The sequence below is a fragment of the Cellulosimicrobium sp. So1_17 genome (assembly GCF_055181235.1).
Map to the genome: position 1 here is coordinate 3,384,074 of NZ_CM143702.1, position 19,173 is coordinate 3,403,246.

Genomic DNA, 19,173 nt, shown 5'->3' on the forward strand with positions numbered 1-19,173 from the left:
GCGTGGTGGTCCGGCGCACGGAGGAGCCCCGCGCCGCCCGGTTCCCTACGCTGTGGCGGTGCGCCTGCTGACCTGGACGTTCGTCGCCTACCTCGCCGCCGTCGGGGTCGTCACGCTGTGGCCGTCGCCGCAGTCCACCGCGGCGCCCGGCTGGGCGACGGCGACCCTGGACGCGCTGCACGGCCTGGGCGTCCCCATGACGCTCCCGGTGCTCGAGGCGTCCGCCAACGTCGTGATGTTCCTGCCGTTCGGGGTGCTCGGGCTGCCGCTGCTGCGCGCTGCGGTCGCGCGCCGCGGGCGCCGGGAACCGGGCGTGGGGCGTGCCGTCGCGGTCGTGACCCTCGCGGCCGCCGCGCTGTCCACCGCGATCGAGCTGACGCAGAACCTCCTGCCCGGTCGGGTGCCCACGGTGCAGGACGTCGTGCTCAACACCGCGGGGGCGCTGCTCGGCGCGCTCACGGTCGCGGTCGTGCTGGCTCTTCTCGGTCGACGAGGCCCAGTGCGGTCGACGGCGTAGGCCGGCGCGCGGCGGCGAGGGCGCTCGGCGTCTCCCCCGAGTACCGGACGACGTCGTGCGTGAGGTGGCTCTGGTCGGAGTACCCGTGGCGGGCGGCGATCTCGGCCAGCGGGAGCACGCCGAGGTCGGCGGAGGCGTGCTCGAAGCGGACGACGCCCGCCGCCCGCTTGGGCGTGAGGCCGACGTTCTCCGCGAACACCGTCGCGACGTGCCGGTGGCTCCAGCCCGTCTGGTCGACGAGGTCCGCGATGCGGGCCTGCCCGCCGCTCGCCCGGATCTGCCGCCACATCCACGCGACCCACGGCGGGACCACGCCCGCGTTGCGCGCCGCGTGCCGGGTGAGCGCGGCCTCGACGAGTGTGAACCGCTGCTCCCAGCTCGCCGCGGACGCGACACGGTCGGCGAGGTCGTCGCCCAGGCCGGGGACGACGTCGTCCACCGCGACGACCCGACGGGCCACCTCGGCGCCGGGTACACCGAGGACGCGGCGGACGCCGAGCGGGGTGAGGTACACCTGCAGGCAGTCCATCGTCCCGGCGAACCGGGTCGTCGCGTGGCCACCCGACAGGCCGGCGACGAACGAGCGGTAGGAGCGGCCCGCCCCCGCCCCGTCCGCGAGGTCGACGACCTCGAGCGCGCCGTCGAAGGTGAGGACGAGCGGGAGCAGCGTCCCGGCCGGCTGACGACGCATGACGGCGCCGGGGGCGCTCTCCGACAGCCCGACCATGCCGGCGACCAGCCCGGCGAGGCCCGGCCCCGGGCGGTGCCGGACGAGCGAGACGCGGTGGCCGTCGTCCATGACGGCAGTATGGCGCGCAGCGCGGCCGGTCCGGTACCGCCAGGTCACCTTTCTTCAAGCCGGCGCAGGGTCGCAGGGACCAGCATCGACGTCATGAGACGACTGGTGATCATCGAGTTCCTGACCGTCGACGGCGTGATGCAAGGCCTCGGCTCGCCCGAGGAGGACACGGACGGCGGCTTCGCCCACGGCGGCTGGGGCGCGCCCTACGCGGGAGCGGTCCACGAGGCCGTCGCCGCGGACGGGTTCGGCCGGACGACCGGCTATCTCCTCGGCCGGCGCACCTACGAGAAGATGGCGGCGTACTGGCCCCACGCGCCCGCCGACGACCCGATGGCGCGGCACCTGAACGAGACGCCCAAGCACGTGGCGACACGGACCCTCACCGACCTCGGCTGGGAGGGCGCGCACGTCCTCGACGGCGGGCTGGAGGCAGCCGTACCGCGGCTCAAGGCGGCAGGCGACGGCGACCTCGCCGTCCTGGGGAGCGGCGACCTCGTCCGGCAGCTCATGGCGCTCGGGCTCGTCGACGAGTTGCGGCTCTTCGTCCACCCGCTGCTGCTGGGTACCGGCAAGCGACTGTTCCGCGAGCTCCCCGCGCCGCGGTCGCTCCGGCTGACGGCGTGCTCCACGACCAGCCTCGGCACCGTGGCGGTGTCGTACGACGTGCTCGGCCCCGGCACCGCGACGCCGTCCTAGCGGTACCTAGCGCAGATCGCCGTCGAGGTAGGTCCAGCGCCCGTCCTCCCGGACGAACCGGCTCTCCTCGTGCAGCCGGCCACGCGTCGCGGGGCCGCCGGTGCGCGAGCGGTGGTGGGCGACGAACTCGACGACGCCCGTCGCGTCGAACGGCCCGCCGGCCTCGACCCGCACGACGTCGAGGCGCCGCCACTCGAGGTCGTCGTCGAGCTCGAGCGTCGTGGGCCGGGTGGACGGGTGCCAGGTCGCCAGGAGGTAGTCGGCGTCGCCGACCGCGAACGCGCTGTAGCGCGAGCGCATGAGCGCCTCGGCGGTCGGCGCGTACGGGCCTGTCGTGTCGCCGACCGGCTCGGTGCGGAGGGCCGCGTGGTACCGACCGCAGCACGCGCCGTAGGCGTCGCCGGACAGGCACGGGCACCGCGCGTCGTCGGGCACGGCCCGCCTGCCGGGGGACACGTTCACGACGCCGCCCCCGTTGGTGCCGCTCGGCGTGCGGCGGGCGCGCCGGGCCGGCCGGAGCGCTCGACCGCGTCGACGACGCGGTGGGCGACGTCCTCGAGCCGCGCGAGCCCGTCGGGACCCAGCGGCTCGAACAGGACCTCGCGCAGCAGCTCGGTGTGACCGCGGACCGCCCGGAGCAGTGCACGGCGTCCGGGGTTGCTCAGCACGATCCAGGTCCCGCGTGCGTCGTCGACGCACTCGGTCCGCTCGAGCAGCCCGCGCTCGGCCATCCGGCGGGACAGGTGGGAGACGCGGCTGCGCTCCCAGTCGAGCGCGGCAGCGAGCTCGCCCGTGCGCAGCGCGCGGTCGTCGGCGGCGTGCAGCACCGACAGCACCTGGAACTCCGCCGGCGACAGGTCGCCGTCCGTGCGCATGGCGGCCTCGAGCACCCGGTCGAGCGAGCGTCGCATCGTGAGGTAGGCGTCCCACGCGTCCCGCTCGGCGTCGTCGAGGATCGGGTGTCCCGTCATGCGGACGATCCTACCGTCGATGGATGACACGTCACCGAGAACGCGTTACGGTGACGCATCACCAATTTCGGTGACACGTCACTTTCTCTGGAGGAACCATGACCTCGACCCCGCGCATCGCGATCCTCGTCGGGAGCACGCGCACCGGCCGCAACAGTGCGGGCGTCGCGCACTGGGTGCTCGACCGGGCCGCGCAGCGGTCCGACGCGACCTTCGAGGTCGTCGACCTCGCCGACCACCCGCTCCCGCACCTCGACGAGGCGCTCCCGCCGCGGATGCAGCAGTACGAGAACCCGCTCGCGTGGGAGTGGTCGCGCGTGATCGACGGCTTCGACGGGTACGTCGTCGTGACCCCCGAGTACAACCACGCGCCGGCCGCCGTGCTGAAGAACGCGATGGACTGGCTCTACCACGAGTGGGCGGACAAGGCCGTGGGCTTCGTCGGCTACGGGGTCCAGGGCGGGTCGCGGGCCGTCGAGCAGCTGCGGCTCGTCGCGGGCGAGCTCCAGCTCGCGGACGTGCGCACGCAGGTCGGCCTGTCGCTCTACGACGACTTCGAGGAGTACGCCCGGCTGGCGCCGCGCGCGCGGCACGAGGGGGACCTCGACGCCATGCTCGACGAGCTCGTCGCGTGGAGCGTCGCGCTCGCGACCGTGCGGGAGCGCAGGGCGGCCGTCGCCGCGGCGTGACCCACCGGTGCGCGGGAACCTGCGACCCGCACGGGACCCCGCGCGACGGCGCCCGCCCACCGGAGGGTGAGCGGGCGCCGTCGGGCCTGCTGGTCGCCCGGGGTCACGACCCGGGCGGGACGTGGGTCAGTCCTGCGGGTCCCACGGGCCCCAGCGGTCGCCGGGCTCCTGGTTCCGGGTCCACCACTTCGCGGTGTACTCGGTGCCCTCGTGCGTCACGGTGTCGCCCTTGACGTACACGCGCGTCGGCTTCCACGCGCCGACGCCCGCGGAGTCGACGCCCGCGATCTCCTCCCACGGACCCCACGGGTCGCCCGGCGTCTGGCCCTTGGTCCACCACTGGGCCTTCCAGACGGCGCCCCCGTACGTGACGACCGCGCCGCCCTGGTACGCGGTGCCCTTGGCCCAGGCCGCCGGCTCCTCGTACGTCGGCTGGGCCTGCGGGTTGAGCTCGTCCGTCAGGACGGACTTCGCGGCGTTGGTGATCGGGTCGTCGAGCAGCAGGACGTCGAGGCCCTGCTGGATGTCGTTCGAGATGATCGCGCCGTTGTACCAGTACGCCGACCACGAGCCACCGAGGATCAGGCGCTCGGTCGACAGCGGGCCACGGTCGAACCACGCGATCTCGACGGGGTTCGCCGAGTCCGTGAAGTCCCACACCGAGATGCCGCCCTGGTACCAGGCCTGGACCATGATGTCGCGGCCCGGGACGGGGATGAGCGAGCCGTTGTGCGCGACGCAGTTCTCCGTCGGCGCCTGCTCACGGCTGATCTTGTAGTAGCTCTTGAAGACGAGCTGGCCGTCGACGATGTCGTAGATCGCGTCGGCGCCCTTCTCCGGGCCGACGGTCGCGTTGCACGTCGGTGCGCCGCCGCCGCCGAGCTCGTCGGTGAAGACGACCTTCGTGCCCTCGTTGTTGAACGTCGCCGAGTGCCAGAACGCGAAGTTCTCCGTGTCCCGGACCACCTCGGTCACGACGGGGTGCGCGCGGTCGGTGATGTCCATGAGGACGCCGTCGCCCATGCACGCGCCCGCCGCGATGTCCTTCGACGGGTAGGTCGTGATGTCGTGGCAGCCCGACGTCGTGCTCGAGCCGTTGCCACCGGGGTTGCCCCCGTCCGGGAAGAGGACGGGCGTCGACACCACGGCCGACGACGCCGGGTCGTCGAGCGGGACCTGCACGACCGAGATGAGGTCGTGCGGCGGCTGGCAGTCGGGGAACGACGCGCTCGGGCTGTACGACGAGACGTAGACGAAGAGGTCCTCGCCGTCCTTGCTCGGCGCGAGCGAGTGCGTGTGGGAGCCGCACTGCGTCTCGACCGACGCGACGTACTGCGGCGACGTCGGCTCGGAGATGTCGAAGACCTTGATGCCCTCCCACGACTCCTTGACCGTGGCGCTCTGCGCGACGTTGTCGCACGAGTCGTTGCTGCGCGACGAGTCCGTGCTGAGCACGAGGAGGTCGCCGTGGACGGAGATGTCGTTCTGCGAGCCCGAGCAGACGACCTGCGCCACCTGTTCCGGGTTCCGCGGGTCCGCGACGTCGTAGACCGTGAAGCCGCCGTAGTTGCCGGCGAACGCGTACCGTCCCTGGAACGCGAGGTCGGAGCTGTACTGGCCCTCGGGGGCGAACGCGCCGTTCTTCGGGATGTTCGCGACGTGGGTCAGGTTGGGGCTGCCGGCGACCTCTCCCGGTGCCAGGACGTCTGCGGCCTGGGCGAGAGGGGCGAGGCGCTGGGCGGGCAGCTCTGCGGTGGACTGCTCGACGATCTCCGCGACGGCCTCGGGCGAGCCGTCGGACGGCTCGGCGAGGGCTGGTGCGGCGACCGCGAGGGAGGAGACGGCGAGTCCTGCGGCGAGTGCTGAGGCGACGATGCCCCGGCGTCGTTGCCTGTGCGTCGGTTGATGCACGGGGGAAACACCTCCTTGGTAGGGTTCTGCGAATTCTGACGGGCAATTCGAGGCTCGGCTACCCAAACCGGACACTTTCTGGCGAAGTTTTACACGGAGGGAACGGGCGGCGTGAGGAGTTTTCCTGGCGGTAACGTGCGGCGGCGTCGGCGCACGGTGGTTCTGACCTGCGCGGTCGTCCTCCCGGCGGTCCTCCTCGCGTCGGCCTGCACGGGCGACGGCGACGCGTCGGCCACGCCGTCGAGCGTCGTCGTGCAGCCGGAGCGGCCTGGCGAGGACGCGTCGACGACGGCGCCCGAGGACTTCGAGGGCCCGCCGTCCACGGGGGAGTGGAACCAGGCCGACGTCACGTTCGTGACGAGCATGATCGGGCACCACCTCCAGGCGCTGGACATGGCGGCGCTCGCGCCCGAGCGGGCGCAGGCGCCCGACGTGGGCGCCTTCGCCGAGCGCGTCACCGCCGCGCAGGGCCCCGAGATCCACGCGCTCGCCGCGTGGCTCCAGGAGCGCGAGCTGCCGGTCCCCGCCGAGGTCGAGTCGCTCGACGGCACCGGGCCGCGCGTCCCCGACACCGGGCACGACCACGAGCACGACGGGATGGCCGGCATGCTCAGCCCGGAGCAGATGACGGCGCTCGAGGCCGCGACGGGGGACGAGTTCGACCGCCTGTTCCTCGAGGGCATGATCCAGCACCACCAGGGCGCGCTCGACATGGTCGACGTCGTGCTCGTCGACGGGCAGGACACGTACGCGCTCGAGATCGCCGCCGACACCGCGGCCGGCCAGGGCGCCGAGATCGACCGCCTGCGCGGTCTGCTCGACACGCTCTGAGGCGCGCCGACCTGCCCGGACCGTGGGACCCGGCGGGGGGTCCGCGCCGTCGACAGGTCAGGGGACGGAAGAGCTGGGCGGGACCGCGAGCGACGTCCCGCGGTACGGGGCGAGGTCGGCCGCCTGCTGGAACGGGGCGCCGAAGCCGCTGCGGTCCTCGCCGTCCTCGGTCCGGACGAACGCCGCCGCCCGGTCCGCGGCGTCCTCCGGAGGCACCCCGTCCGCGACGAGCGCGGCGACGACGAGGTCGTGAGCGCGCGAGCGCAGGACCGTGCTCTCGGCCGTGCCCTCCGCGCTCGCCCGGTCGACCGTCGTCGTGAGTCCGGAGTCGAGGTCGACCAGGTGGCCCTCGACCACGGCGAGCGCCGGCGTGGTCAGCACGGCAGCGCCGGGCGCGACGTCGCCCAGCACGCCCATGAGGAACCCGATGCGGGACTCGTAGCGCTCGGCGGCGTCCACCGCGGAGGCGACGTCGGCGCGGTGCATGCTGCCGACGATCACCCCGGCGTCGGACAGCGCCTTGTCGTGCGCGTCGAGCGCCCGCACGACGCCGGTGCGCAGCTCAGGGTCCGTCGGGTCCGGCTGCGCCGGCGTCGGGCCGAGCGCGTCGACCACGGTCGCGTCGTGGTGCGCGAGCATCGTCGCGGTCCAGGACCGCACGCCGTCGGGCGACGCCATCGTCGCGGAGAGCGTCCGGGACAGGGCCTCCGGCTCCAGCAGGGGAAGGGTGCGGCCACCGCTTCCGTCGGCCCGCGGTGGTCCGACGTAGACTCCGACGGCGTCGAACGGCTGCTGTGCGGCGAAGCTCGTGTCGAACGCCTCGACGTAGGGCGCGTAGGCGGCCTCGAGATCCGTCTGGGCGGTGGGTGACAGGGAGACGGCGGCGAGGCCGCGCGGTGCGTCCCAGGTCACCCGGGACAGCAGCAGCGCCGCGCTCTCCCGGTCCGTCTCCGACGGGCTCGCCGCTCCGTGCTCGATGGCGGCCCGGACGACCGCGGCGACACCCTCGCCCTCGTCCGGCCAGCCGCCGAGGGGGACGGCACCCACCCAGAGCGCGGACCGGGCGGCGACGAGGTCGTGGTCCGCGTCGCCCGCGAGAAAGCGCAGCGACTCCTCGGGGGAGCCCGCGAGCCCGCTGAGCGCGGCGCTCATGACGAACCGCCCGTCGCGCTCGAAGGAGAGGGGGGCCAGGGGGTCGGGCGAGGCGGCGTCGGCCTGCCGCTGCGCGTCGACGCGTTCCAGCGCCCCGCGGTGCACCCGGGGTGCGCCGTGCGCCGCGCCGAGGAGCGCCGTGGCCGTCGCGGACCACCCGACGGGGATCGTGACCGTCCCCAGGTCGTCGACCACGGCCGCGCCGAGCGCCTCCTGCTCCTCGGGTGCGAGCGAGGACGCCCACGGGCCGAACGTGCCCGCGACCGCGAGGGCGATCGCGCCGTGGTGCGTCCCGGGGTGGAGGACGGAACCGTCGGGCCTGAGGTGGCCGCCCTCCAGCAGCACGTAGAGGTCGCCGGGCGGGGTCGTGGCGTAGAAGGCGGACCAGAACGCCTCGTCCGTCCCCGCCGCGCCGACGACCCGGGCGAGCTCCTCGACCGCCGCCGTCTCGCCGTCGTCGTCCAGCCCGCGAGCGGCGAGGCGGTCGACGAGGGTGGCGGCCGCCAGACCCGAGAGCGTCGACGCCGCGCTCACCGTGGCGCCGCCGCCCGACCACGTGGTGCGGAACGCCGACGCCTGCCCGCCCGAGGCGACCCACGCGCTCACGGCACGGACGTCCGTGAGCGGACCGAGCTGCGCCGCCGCGCGCCGCGACTCGGCCTGCTTCGCCTCGCGTGCGGCGCGCCAGTCCTCCTCGGCCCGACGCACCTCGTCGTGCGCCTCGGCCACGCGCCGGGCGGCGTCCCCCAGCGCGCTCCCGTGGGCAGCGCCCCACGTCTCGAGGAACGGGGCCCGGTGCAGCGCGTCCAGCTCGGCGTCCCTGCGGCGCACGTCGTCCAGCGCGGACCGACGTCGCGCGATCGCTGCCGCTGCCTCGAGCTGGCGGCCGAGGAGGAGGTCGGCCTGTCCGTGCAGGACGCGCGCCGCGGCGTCGAGCACCGCGCCCTGGGTGGACGCGCGCCGGGTGAGGTCGTCGAGCCGTCCGAGGGCGAGCGCGACGGCGTCGCTGCGCTGGGGCGCGACGGCCGCGCGCACGCGCGAGAGCTCGTCGCCCGCGACCCCGAGCGCGTCACGAGCCCGGGCCAGCGCCGCGGCCGTCCCGTGCAGCGCGGCGGAGTCTCCCGTCAGCGGCAGGTACTCGACGTCGGCCACGTCACGCCACCCGCGCCTGCGCGGGCGGTACGGCCGACGGCACGCCCCTCACCGCTCCCACACCCGGCACCGGTCCCACGGCCCGCACCGCTCCCGACGGCACGAGGATCTCGGCGAGGCTCCGCGCCGCCCCGGTCTCCGCGCCGTCGAGCAGTGCCGCCGCCTCGCGGAGCGCCCCCGCGAGCTGGTCGAGCTCGGTGAGCAGGAGCCGCCGCGCCGGACCCCACGCGCCGAGCAGCCCGGCGACCGCGTCGGCGAGCACCGTGTCTCCCGCCGCCACCGGATCGACCGCCCGGTCCGCGATCTCCGGACCGCCGACCGCGAGGAGCGCACCGGCCGCCCCCGCCGTCAGCGCAGCCGCGAGCGTCAGCGCGTCGGTGTCCACCTCGACGTGCGCCACTACCGACCCCCTGTCGTCGCGGTCCCGAGGGCCGGCGGTCCTCGATCCGGTGCGACGCTAGCAACCGCGCGCCCGGTGACAGGGGTTGTCCACAGGCGCTGGTGGCGCGCGGACCAGGACCGATCGTTACGCTGCGGAGCATCGCGGGCGGCCCGCGACCAGGGAGGCGATCGGGCGTGAGCAGGTCGGGGGAGCGGGGACGCGTCGTCGTCGTGGGCTCCACGAACGTCGACCTCGTCGTGGACGTGCTGCGGCACCCGGGCGCGGGGGAGACGGTGCTCGGCGGCGACCTGCGCCGGTCGCCGGGCGGGAAGGGCGCGAACCAGGCCGTCGCGGCCGCGCGCGCCGGGGGTGCGGACACGACCTTCGTCGGCGCGGTCGGCGGCGACGACGGCGCAGAGGTGCTTCTCGCGTCTCTCGACGCGGCGGGCGTGCGGACCGACCGCGTCGCGCGCCTCGACGCGGCCACCGGCACCGCCCTCATCACCGTCTCGCCCGACGGCGAGAACACGATCGTCGTCGCCCCGGGCGCCAACGCCCACGTCCGGCTCGGCGCCGAGGACGTCGCGCGGGTCGCCGCGGCCGACGCCGTGCTGGCCCAGCTCGAGGTGCCGCTCGACGTCGTGCGCGACGCGGCGGCCGCACGCCGCCCGGGCGTCCCGATGATCCTCAACGCCGCGCCCTCTCGCGACCTCCCCGACGACGTGTGGGCTGTCGTCGACGTGCTCGTCGTCAACGAGCACGAGGCCGCCGACCTCGCCGGCTCGCTCGGCTCGCTCGACTCGCTCGACTCGCTCGGCTCGGCAGGAACGGCAGGAACGGGTGCGGCCGGCTCGGCCGGTGCCGCAGGCCACGACCGCACCGACGCGCAGGGCGCCGGGGCGCTCGCGGTCCTGCTGCTCGCGCGCGTCCCGGCGGTCGTCGTGACGCTCGGAGGGGCCGGGTGCCTCGTCGCCCGGCGCGCACAGGGCGCGGGGGCGGAGCCCGAGGTCGTCGCCGTCCCCGCGTTCCCCGCCGACGTCGTCGACACGACGGGGGCGGGGGACACGTTCTGCGGCGTCCTCGCGGCCGCCCTCGCCCGCGGGGCGGACCTCACCGAGGCTGCACGCCTCGCAGCGGCCGCCGGCGCGCTCGCCGTCGGGCGCCCAGGAGCGCAGGACGCCGTCCCGGACGAGGCGAACGTCGTCGCCCTGGCCGCGACGAGGGGCTGACGGGAGCAGGACGGACGACCGCCGAGCACGGGGTCAGCGACCGGAATCCTCAGGAGACGGTCGCCGATCCCGTGCTCGGCGGTCGCCGACCCCGTGGTCGGCTGCTGGGTGCGAGTCAGCCGGGCGTCAGCAGGTCGTCGCGGGGTAGGCGACGGTCTTCACCGTCTGGATGCCCTTGCCGTCGACGTTCTTGTAGGCGATGAGCTTGGCCTCGCCCGCCGCGAGCTCGGCGACCTTCGCCGGGATGGTGTGCTTCACGGTCTGCCCCGCCGGGATCTTCGTGAACTTGTACCCGCCCGCCGGGCTCTCGACGCGCAGGTCGACCGGCACGGCGTCGGAGCTGGTGATCTCGATCGTCAGCTCGGCCTTCTGGGCCTTGCACGACGGCGTCGCGGTCCCGGAGAACAGCACGGCCGTGCTGCCCGGCGTGGCGCCGACCGTGTCCGCCGTCGCCGACTGGTCGAACGACGCGTTGCCGTAGGTCGCGAACCAGCCCTGCGCCGTCGCGAAGTCCTCGGTGAACGCGCGCGACAGGAGGAGCAGGAGCCGCGCCTTGATCGCGGTGAGGTCGCCGCCCGCAATGAGGCCGTTGCCCGAGCCGTACGACGACCCGGAGCCGGTGCGCGTCGTCGAGACGAACCACACGCCCTTGTCGCGGATCGCGGCGCTGCGGGCCTGGCTCATCGCGGACGAGATGCCGCCCGCGCCGGTACCCGCGGTGACGATCCCCTTGACGCCCGCGTTCGCGAACGCCGTGACCGGCTCGCCGCCCGCCTGCTGGTACGACATGAGGATCTCGGTCCGGGGCAGGTTCTCGGGCGCGACGTCCGTCAGGTCGAACGGCGTGAACCAGTCCTCGGTGTCGCACGTCATGACGCGGGCCGGGGCGCGGCCGAGCGTGATGTTGTCGCCGTCGATCCAGCCGAGCACGCCGTACTCGCGGGTCTGGAACGTGTCGGTGCGGTACGAGTTCGACTTGGTGACCTCGCGGGCCGCCTGGATCTCGTCGTTGAGCATGAGCACCGTGCCGAAGCAGTACGTCTGCTGGGACGCCGCGACCTTGATCGCGTTGTACAGGTTGGCCGGCGCGTCGGTGCCGAACACGAGGCTGTCCTCGGGGCCGTCTCCCGACCCCCACGGGCGCATCGAGCCAGACGTCACCACGGGCTTGCGGGACTGCACGGTGAGGTCGAGCCAGTACGCGAACTCCTCCTGCGTGTCCGTGCCGGTCGTCACGACGACGGCGTCCGCCGTCTCGAGCTGCTTCTCGACCTCGAGCGTCAGCGCGTGGAACTGCGCGATCGAGTAGCCGGACGAGCCGGCGTTGCCGAACTGCACCGCGGTCACGTCGGCGACGGCGTCGAGCTCGGGCCGCAGCGTGTCCAGCATGTCCTCCATGAGGTACGTGCCCGCGCGGTAGCTCGTGAACGTGTCGCGGCCCGTGGCCTTGCCGGCCATGGTGCCGCCGGTCGCGACGACGACGACCTTCGGCTTGGCGCTCGCGGCGTTCGCGGTCGCGGTGCTGTACCGGGCGGACGCGATGCCGAGCGGGTTCGTCGCCGCGCCTGCGGCGAGCACGGGAGGCTGTGCGCCGTCGGCCCGCGCGGCGGCGGCCGTGGCGCGCGAGTCGGCGACCGAGTACGCGACGGTCGCGACGACCGCGGCGAGCGCGAGCGCGACGGCGACGACGAGCGCGACGACGCGCCCGGAGAGGGTCAGTGTGAGCGTTCTCAAGGGTTGGCCTTCCGTCGGTGGTCCCTGCGCGCCCGACGCTAGGCACTGCGTGTTGCCTGCGGGTTGCCCGGGTGTAAGAAGTACGCGCGTCCAGGAACCCCGCGCGTCCAGGAGGCGCACGCGTCCAGGAACCCCGCAGGCCGGGCGTCGGCCCGCGCACGTGCATCGCCCACGTGCAGCCGGACTGCCGCCGTGCCATGCTCCGACGAGCGAGCTTCGCACCCGGGGGAGGGGCTGTGAGCACAGCGTTGCCGGAGACCGAACTGCCGAAGCGCAGGGTCTACCTCGTCTTCGCCGGGCTCATGCTCGCGATGCTCCTCGCCGCGCTCGACCAGACCATCGTCGCGACGGCGCTGCCCACGATCGTGTCGGACCTCGGCGGCGCGGAGCACCTGTCCTGGGTCGTCACCGCGTACATGCTCGCGTCGACCGCGACGACCGTGCTGTGGGGCAAGCTGGGCGACCTCGTCGGGCGCAAGCCGCTGTTCGTCGTCTGCATCCTCATCTTCCTCGCCGGCTCGATGCTGGCCGGGACCTCCCAGACCATGGGGCAGCTCATCGCGTGGCGCGCCGTGCAGGGCGTCGGCGGCGGCGGTCTCATGGTGCTCGCGCAGGCGATCATCGGCGACGTCGTCTCGCCGCGCGAGCGCGGTCGCTACCAGGGCCTGTTCGGCGCCGTCTTCGGTGTCTCGTCCGTGGCCGGTCCGCTGCTCGGCGGGTTCTTCGTCGACAACCTCGACTGGCGATGGGTGTTCTACATCAACGTGCCGATCGGGGTCGTCGCCCTGATCACGGTCGTCGCGGTGCTCCCGCGGATCGCGTCGACCAAGCACCCGAGCATCGACTACGCGGGCATCATCCTGCTCGGCGTCATCGCCACCAGCATCGTCCTCGTCACGAGCCTCGGCGGCACCACGTGGGGCTGGAGCTCCGTCCAGGTGTACGGGCTCGCGGCGGTCGCCGTCGTGTCGCTCGTCGCGTTCGTGCTCGTCGAGCAGCGCGCCGCGGAGCCCGTGCTGCCGCTGCGCCTCTTCAGCAACCGGGTCTTCAGCACGGCGGCCGTCGTCGGCTTCGCGGTCGGGTTCGCGATGTTCGGTGCCATCACCTTCCTGCCCCTCTACCTGCAGCAGGTCAAGGGAGCCACCCCCACGGCGTCGGGCCTCCAGATGACGCCCATGATGCTCGGGCTCCTGCTGACGTCGATCGGGTCCGGGCAGATCATCTCCCGCACGGGCCGCTACAAGGTGTTCCCCATCGCCGGGACGGCGATCACGGCCGTCGGGCTGTACCTGCTGTCCCTCATGGGGCGCGACACGACGACGCTGCAGGCCGGCCTCAGCATGTTCGTCCTCGGCCTGGGGCTCGGCATGGTCAACCAGGTGCTCGTCCTCGCGGTGCAGAACGCCGTCGAGTACCGCGACCTCGGCACCGGCACGTCCGGCGCCACGTTCTTCCGCACGATCGGCTCGTCCGTGGGCGTCGCCGTGTTCGGCACGATCTTCGCGAACCGGCTCACCGCGGACCTCACGACCGGCGTCCCTCCGGACGCCCAGGGCCCGTGCGGGCCGGACGCGCTCGCGGCGTCGAGCGCCGCGCTCGCGCAGTGCCCGACGGACGTCCAGGACTGGTTCCTCGACGCCTATGCCGACTCGCTCTCGACCGTCTTCCTGTGGGCCGTGCCCGTCGCGGTCCTCGCGTTCGGCCTGTCGTGGCTCCTGCCGGAGACCACGCTCCGCACGTCCGCGCGCGACGGCGCCACACCCGACCGCGCCGAGGTGGCCGGCCACTCCGCCGGCGAGGCGTTCGCCCTGCCGTCGAGCCGCACGTCGCTCGAGGAGCTGCGGATGATCCTGTGGCGGCGCGTGGGCGTGCGCGACCCCCTCGCGGTGTACCGGTTCATCGCCCCCGAGGTCGGGCTCGAGCCCGGCCAGGCGTGGATGGTCACGCGCGCGTCGCTCAAGGGCTCGCGGTCCGTCCGGACCATGGCGGAGCGTTCCGGCCGGACGGAGGACCGGGTGCGCGACGTCGCGCGGTCCCTCGCCGAGCGCGGCCTCGTCACCGTCGAGGACGACCGGGACACCGTCGTCGCCACCGACGCCGGGCACGCCGCGGCCGCCGCGCTGCGAGCGGCCGAGCGGGACCGTCTCGCGCGGTACGTGGAGGGCTGGGACCACGAGCCGGACGTCGACGAGCTCGTCGAGCAGTTCGCCGACGACGTGCTGGCGGACCCGGTGCACGACCGCTGACCTGGCGCGCACGAGCGCGCACGAGCGCGAACGACCTGGGAGGACCGATGGAGGAGACCGGCGCCGCGCTGCGGCGTGCGCACGCCCACGCGACGGAGTGGCTGGACTCGCTCGCGACGCGACCCGTCCCGCCCCGCGCGGCCGTCGACGACGTCGTGGCGGCGCTGGGCACGGACCTCCCGGCGGGCCCGACTCCGGCCGCGGACGTCGTCGACCTCCTCGCCGCCGCGTGCGACCCGGGTCTCACGGCGATGCCCTCGGGGCGCTTCTACGGCATGGTCATCGGCGGCAGCCACCCGGCGGCGCTCGCCGCGGACTGGCTCACGAGCGCGTGGGACCAGAACTCCGCGCTGCGGACGGTCACGCCGGCGCACACGGCGGTCGAGGACGTCGCGAGCGCGTGGCTGCTCGACCTCCTCGGCCTCCCGCCCGCGAGCGCGGTCGGGTTCGTCACCGGCGCGACGACGGCGAACTTCACGGCGCTCGCGGCGGCGCGGGGCGAGGTCCTGCGCCGGGTCGGGTGGGACGTGCGCCGCGACGGGCTCGCGGGGGCGCCGCGCGTGCGTGTGCTCGTGGGTGCGGAGCGGCACGAGTCGGTCGACCTCGCGCTGTCGTACCTCGGCCTCGGCGCGCCGGAGGTGGTGCCCGCGGACGACCAGGGCCGCATCCGGACCGACGCGCTGGCCGCGGCGCTCGACGCGGGCTCGCACTCCGACGGGCCGCCGCCGATCGTCCTCCTCCAGGCCGGGAACGTGCACTCGGGCGCGTTCGACCCGTTCACCGACGCGGTCGACGTCGCGCACCGGCACGGCGCGTGGGTGCACGTCGACGGCGCGTTCGGGCTGTTCGCGGCCGCCTCGCCGACGTACCGGCACCTCGTCGCGGGCTACGAGGCCGCCGACTCCTGGGCGACCGACGCGCACAAGACGCTCAACGTGCCGTACGACTGCGGTCTCGCGATCGTCGCGGACCCGGTCCCGCTGCGCGCGGCGATGGGCATGCACGGCGACTACCTCATCCAGAGCGACGCGGGCGACCCGTTCGACAAGGTCCCCGAGCTGTCCCGCCGGGGCCGGGCGTTCCCGGTCTGGGCCGTGCTGCGCTCGCTCGGGCGCGAGGGCGTCGTCGACCTCGTCGACGGGTTCTGCCGCCACGCGGCCGCGTTCGCGGACGGGCTGCGCGCGCTGGACGGCGTCGAGGTGCTCCACGACGTGGTGTTCACGCAGGTGTGCGCGTCCTTCGGCAGCGACGAGCGCACGCAGGACGTCGTGCGCCGCGTGCTCGAGGACGGCACGGCGTGGATGTCCGGCTCGCGCTGGCACGACCGGGCCGTGCTGCGCATCTCGGTGAGCAGCTGGGCCACGACCGACGCCGACGTCCGGACGAGCCTCGCCGCCCTGGCCCGCGCGGCGTCCGCCTGACGCGTCGCGGGCGTGGCGCACCGCCGACGCGAGGCACCCCCGGCGCGAGGTACCGCCTGCGCGAGGTACCGCTGGCGCGAGGTACCGCCGAACATGACATCGCGGTCGTTCTCGGGGTGAGAACGACCGCGATGTCATGTTCGGCGGTGAGCAGCGTCGTGCTCGACGGCGCCCCCCGGCAGGCCGGCGGGCTCAGCGGTCCCGGTCGAACCAGCCGCCGAGGCCGTGCCGGTCGCCCCGCCAGTCGTCACGCCCTGAGCCCCAGCCGCCGTGGCCGCTGTGACCCCCGTGGCCCCCGTGGCCCCCGTGACCCTTCGTCTTGCCGAGGCTCACGGTGGTGACGCGGCCGTCGGGCGGCGCGCCCTCGCCCGGGAGTGCGTTCGTCGTCGCGACGAGGCCCTTGCCCGTCCACTCGACGGCGCCGGGGAGAGGTACCTCGACGAGCGTGCGGAGCCGGCCGCGCTCGACGACGGAGATCTTGCCGCCGAACAGCTCGGCCACGTAGACCGTCCCCGTCGGGGTGACGGCGAGGTCGGTGGCGGTGACGAAGCCGGTCGCGATCTGGCGCACGGTGCCGCGCCGGGGGTCGACGGTGAACACCACACCGCGCGCGACGTCCGGGTCCTCCGGGCCGCCGGGGAGCGCGGTCACGTAGAGCTGGCCCCGCGGCCCGACCTCGACGTCGGTCGGCACGGGCTCCCACCAGTACGTCTCGCCCACGACGCACTCCGGCCACCCGACCTGGCCGGCGATGTCCGCGGTCACGGCCAAGGGCTGAGGTGGCAGGACCGCGACCGTGCGCAGTCCGCGACGGTCGTGCGCGAGGATCGCGTTCATGCCGGCGTCGGCGACGTACGTCGTGCCGCGCGAGGTCGTCGTCGCGTACGGGTGGGCGTCGACGATCCCCGTGTACGTCCCGGGCAGGAAGGCGTCCTCGGGGATCTGGTCGAGGCACGCCGGGTCCGTCTCGAGCAGCCCGTACGTCACGTCCCCGTCCGGGTTGCTCGCCGTCTCGAACGCGTGCACGTCGGCGAGCACGGTCGGTGCGCCCACGGGCGTGCCGCCGCGGTCCGTCCGGACCGTCTTGAGCACGGCGGACAGCGACGTGTCGCTCTCGCCGTAGAAGGTCTCGGTGAAGGTGATCGTCCGGTCCGCGTACGACACGCCCCCGACCTCGTGCCCGGCCTCCGCTCCGTGGAGCACGGTGGTGGTCCCGTCGCGTGCGACGGACGTGAGCAGCCCGGCGAAGTCCTGCGAGACGTAGGTGATGCCGTGCGGGCCGACGGCGAGGCTCAGGGGCCCGAGGAGCCCGCCGGTGACGTCCTTGACGGTGGGTGGGCGGGGTTCGGGCTTGCCCCCGCCGTGCGCGACGGCGGGGGTGGCGGCCAGCAGCAGCGTCGTGGCCGCGGCGGCCAGGACGGTGGGAACGCGTCTCATGGGTGTGCTCCAAGGTCCGGCGGTGCCCGACACCCGCAAGGGGACGGCCCGCGGTAGCGGGCACGCGAGGTCCGGGCGTGTTCAGGGATGTCGTCGGGCCGGACGACGGAGGCGCGCGTCGCGGGGCGACCGTGCCGGGGGCCGGCGGAGCCGGCCGCAGTCTCGGTGAGAGGTGGCTGTGACTCAGCAGTGAGCACGAGCCTCCACGAGTGTGCACCCTCCGGTCGGGGCCGCGCCAGAGCCCGGTCCCGGCCGGAGGGGTGAGATCCCGGGTGAAGATCCCGGACGCGATGAGCGCTCAGCGCACCGCGACGTCGACCCACACGAGGCGGTGGTCGCTGCTCGGGAACGGGTAGACGCCCGTGAGCCGCGACAGCGGGTCGGCCTGGACCGGCCAGAACACGCCGGCGTCGCGCACGCGCAGGTCGCGCGACGGGAGCACGTAGTCGGCGCGCAGGTTGCCGGGCGCGGTGTCGGCGAAGTCCGCGGTGTCGTACGCGGGGTCGCCCTCGTGCGTCGCGTTCGCGCCGCCCTGCAGCGCGGCCGCCTCCGGACCGCCCTCCGACGTGGGCAGCGGGTCCGTGATGCGCCGGTGGTCGAGGAGCTGGTCGATCGCCGCGTCCACGGAGTCGCCGTCGAGCGGGTCGGCGTTCTGGTCGCCCAGGACCACGAACGACTCGCTCGGTCGCAGCCCGCCGCGACGGCCGTCGTCGTCGTAGACGTACCGCGAGGCCTTGCCCGGCGTGACGTAGTCCGCCCAGAAGCGGATCTCGTCGTGGTTGCGGCGGCCGTTGCGGTCCTCGGGGCCGTCGAAGGTGGGCGGCGTCGGGTGCGAGGCGAGCACGTGCACGGTGCGCTTGCCGACGCGGACGGGGACGTCCCAGTGCGACTTGCTCGACAGGCGCACGACCTCGAGCTCCTCGGGCGTGAACCAGTCCGCCGGCTCGGGCGTCGCCGGGTCGTCCGGCAGGAGCGCGCCCGGCATGTCCTTCCAGAGGAACTCCTGGAACGTGCGGACGTCGCGCGTGTCGATCGGGTACCGCGACAGGACCGCCATGCCGTACTGCCCCTCGAACAGGCCGAACCCGAGGGCGTCGTCCCCGCCGCCCACCGTCCCGTCGTTGTTGAGGTCGAACCCGCTGGGGATCCCCGTGTTCGACGGCGCCACGTACGCGTACCGGTACTCGATCGGCTGCGCGCCGCCCTGCGGGACCTCGAGGTAGTTGTCGCGGAACAGGTCGACGGCGCGGCCGTCGGGGACGTGGTCGAACTCGTTGAGCAGCACGACGTCGGGGCGCGTGCGCTGCAGGACCTCGGCGATCGTGGCGGCCTGAGCGTCGTCGGGCGTCGACAGGTCGGCCTCCAGCTCGCCCGCGGCGGCGCGGTTGAGGCTCGCGTTGTACGTCGCGACGCGCAGCGTCTCGCCCTTCCCGTGCCCGCTCCCGCCGCCGTGCCCGCTCCCGCCGCCAGGCCCGCTCCCGCCTCCGTGGCCGTGGCCGTGGCCGCCGCCGTTCCCGTGGCCGCCGCCGTGGGCGACGGCGGCTCCCGCCGACGCGCCGACGGCACCCAGCGCCAGGGTGGCGGTGAGCGCCGCGGCCAGCGCCGTGCGGGTCCGCGGGCGGGCGCGGGGACGGCTCGTGGTGGGGGTCGTGGTGCGGGATCGCGCGGTACTCGTGGTCACGGTCGGGCTCCCTCGTCGTCGACGGATCGTCCCCGCCACCGTACGAGGTCGGGGTGACGCCGGGAAGACCGGGAGGTGACTCCCCGGCGTCGGGTCAGAGCAGCCGCCGGGCCTTCTGGGCCAGCCCGTCGACGGAGCGCAGCCCGCGCGAGAGCGTCGTCGGCCCGCCGTGCTTCGCCTCCGTGCGATCCGCGATCGCCCGCGCGACCCGCGTCGCGACGGGGATGAGCACGACCGCGATGACGAGCGTGCGCAGCCGGCGTCCGAAGAATGCCCACATGGTCGTGCCTCCGGGGTGTCGAGGTCGTCGGACCCTGACCGT

At 74.5% G+C, this 19,173-nt stretch carries 17 protein-coding genes; 7 read left to right on the plus strand and 10 right to left on the minus strand.

Annotated elements, in window-relative coordinates; translation table 11 throughout:
* Nucleotides 1-58: 58 nt before the first annotated feature.
* Nucleotides 59-517, plus strand: coding sequence for a VanZ family protein (locus ACZCLJ_RS14950; RefSeq protein WP_463104295.1), 459 nt, complete (start codon nt 59-61; stop codon nt 515-517).
* Here the strand turns inward: ACZCLJ_RS14950 and ACZCLJ_RS14955 are convergent.
* Complete coding sequence (locus tag ACZCLJ_RS14955) at nt 456-1,316, minus strand: helix-turn-helix transcriptional regulator (RefSeq protein ID WP_463104296.1); 861 nt, start codon at nt 1,314-1,316, stop codon at nt 456-458. The genes ACZCLJ_RS14950 and ACZCLJ_RS14955 overlap by 62 nt on opposite strands.
* Before the next feature lie 93 nt (nt 1,317-1,409).
* On the opposite strand from ACZCLJ_RS14955, the gene ACZCLJ_RS14960 reads away from it, so the two are divergent.
* A complete protein-coding gene (locus tag ACZCLJ_RS14960; RefSeq protein WP_463104297.1) occupies nt 1,410-2,015 on the plus strand; it encodes a dihydrofolate reductase family protein in 606 nt (201 codons plus the stop codon).
* A 6-nt stretch (nt 2,016-2,021) separates the two neighbouring features.
* Here the strand turns inward: ACZCLJ_RS14960 and ACZCLJ_RS14965 are convergent, their stop codons facing one another.
* Together ACZCLJ_RS14965 and ACZCLJ_RS14970 are read right to left on the minus strand one after the other, a co-directional pair.
* Nucleotides 2,022-2,477 (minus strand): YchJ family protein, encoded by a 456-nt coding sequence (locus ACZCLJ_RS14965; protein ID WP_463104298.1) that lies wholly within the window; start codon nt 2,475-2,477, stop codon nt 2,022-2,024.
* Complete coding sequence (locus ACZCLJ_RS14970; RefSeq protein ID WP_251149736.1) at nt 2,474-2,986, minus strand: MarR family winged helix-turn-helix transcriptional regulator; 513 nt, start codon at nt 2,984-2,986, stop codon at nt 2,474-2,476. The genes ACZCLJ_RS14965 and ACZCLJ_RS14970 overlap by 4 nt, the downstream gene beginning before the upstream one ends.
* Nucleotides 2,987-3,084: 98 nt before the next feature.
* Here ACZCLJ_RS14970 and ACZCLJ_RS14975 point away from each other — a divergent pair, with 98 nt between their 5' ends.
* On the plus strand, nt 3,085-3,675 hold the full coding sequence (locus ACZCLJ_RS14975) for an NADPH-dependent FMN reductase (RefSeq protein WP_251149737.1): 591 nt from the start codon (nt 3,085-3,087) through the stop codon (nt 3,673-3,675).
* A 126-nt stretch (nt 3,676-3,801) separates the two neighbouring features.
* Here the strand turns inward: ACZCLJ_RS14975 and ACZCLJ_RS14980 are convergent, their stop codons facing one another.
* Nucleotides 3,802-5,586, minus strand: coding sequence for a carbohydrate-binding protein (locus ACZCLJ_RS14980; RefSeq protein ID WP_251149738.1), 1,785 nt, complete (start codon nt 5,584-5,586; stop codon nt 3,802-3,804).
* A gap of 156 nt (nt 5,587-5,742) precedes the next feature.
* Here ACZCLJ_RS14980 and ACZCLJ_RS14985 point away from each other — a divergent pair, with 156 nt between their 5' ends.
* Nucleotides 5,743-6,417 (plus strand): DUF305 domain-containing protein, encoded by a 675-nt coding sequence (locus ACZCLJ_RS14985; protein ID WP_251149739.1) that lies wholly within the window; start codon nt 5,743-5,745, stop codon nt 6,415-6,417.
* A 57-nt stretch (nt 6,418-6,474) separates the two neighbouring features.
* Here ACZCLJ_RS14985 and ACZCLJ_RS14990 read toward each other — a convergent pair whose 3' ends face one another.
* Both ACZCLJ_RS14990 and ACZCLJ_RS14995 read right to left on the minus strand, forming a co-directional pair.
* Complete coding sequence (locus ACZCLJ_RS14990; protein ID WP_463104299.1) at nt 6,475-8,721, minus strand: hypothetical protein; 2,247 nt, start codon at nt 8,719-8,721, stop codon at nt 6,475-6,477.
* A 1-nt stretch (nt 8,722) separates the two neighbouring features.
* The gene (locus tag ACZCLJ_RS14995) at nt 8,723-9,121 is read right to left on the minus strand and encodes a hypothetical protein (protein WP_463104300.1); all 399 of its coding nucleotides are present in this window, start codon (nt 9,119-9,121) and stop codon (nt 8,723-8,725) included.
* Between the two features lie 176 nt (nt 9,122-9,297).
* Here ACZCLJ_RS14995 and ACZCLJ_RS15000 point away from each other — a divergent pair, with 176 nt between their 5' ends.
* Complete coding sequence (locus ACZCLJ_RS15000) at nt 9,298-10,332, plus strand: PfkB family carbohydrate kinase (RefSeq protein WP_463104301.1); 1,035 nt, start codon at nt 9,298-9,300, stop codon at nt 10,330-10,332.
* 126 nt (nt 10,333-10,458) lie between these two features.
* Here the strand turns inward: ACZCLJ_RS15000 and ACZCLJ_RS15005 are convergent, their stop codons facing one another.
* Entirely contained in the window at nt 10,459-12,066 is a 1,608-nt protein-coding gene (locus ACZCLJ_RS15005; RefSeq protein ID WP_463104302.1) for an asparaginase, read from the minus strand.
* Nucleotides 12,067-12,302: 236 nt separating this feature from the next.
* On the opposite strand from ACZCLJ_RS15005, the gene ACZCLJ_RS15010 reads away from it, so the two are divergent.
* Together ACZCLJ_RS15010 and ACZCLJ_RS15015 are read left to right on the plus strand one after the other, a co-directional pair.
* Nucleotides 12,303-14,312 carry a DHA2 family efflux MFS transporter permease subunit gene (locus ACZCLJ_RS15010; RefSeq protein ID WP_463104303.1) on the plus strand — a complete coding sequence of 670 codons (2,010 nt, stop codon included), beginning with the start codon at nt 12,303-12,305 and terminating at the stop codon, nt 14,310-14,312.
* A 47-nt stretch (nt 14,313-14,359) separates the two neighbouring features.
* Nucleotides 14,360-15,733, plus strand: a complete 1,374-nt coding sequence (locus ACZCLJ_RS15015) for a pyridoxal phosphate-dependent decarboxylase family protein (protein WP_463104304.1) — start codon at nt 14,360-14,362, stop codon at nt 15,731-15,733.
* Between the two features lie 192 nt (nt 15,734-15,925).
* Here ACZCLJ_RS15015 and ACZCLJ_RS15020 read toward each other — a convergent pair whose 3' ends face one another.
* The 3 genes from ACZCLJ_RS15020 to ACZCLJ_RS15030 all read right to left on the minus strand — a co-directional run bounded on the left by ACZCLJ_RS15020 (nt 15,926) and on the right by ACZCLJ_RS15030 (nt 19,131).
* Nucleotides 15,926-17,170, minus strand: coding sequence for a ScyD/ScyE family protein (locus ACZCLJ_RS15020; protein ID WP_463104305.1), 1,245 nt, complete (start codon nt 17,168-17,170; stop codon nt 15,926-15,928).
* Nucleotides 17,171-17,468: 298 nt separating this feature from the next.
* Nucleotides 17,469-18,587 carry an endonuclease/exonuclease/phosphatase family protein gene (locus ACZCLJ_RS15025; RefSeq protein WP_463106413.1) on the minus strand — a complete coding sequence of 373 codons (1,119 nt, stop codon included), beginning with the start codon at nt 18,585-18,587 and terminating at the stop codon, nt 17,469-17,471.
* A gap of 358 nt (nt 18,588-18,945) precedes the next feature.
* Nucleotides 18,946-19,131 (minus strand): hypothetical protein, encoded by a 186-nt coding sequence (locus ACZCLJ_RS15030; protein WP_454042562.1) that lies wholly within the window; start codon nt 19,129-19,131, stop codon nt 18,946-18,948.
* Between the last annotated feature and the right edge of the window lie 42 nt (nt 19,132-19,173).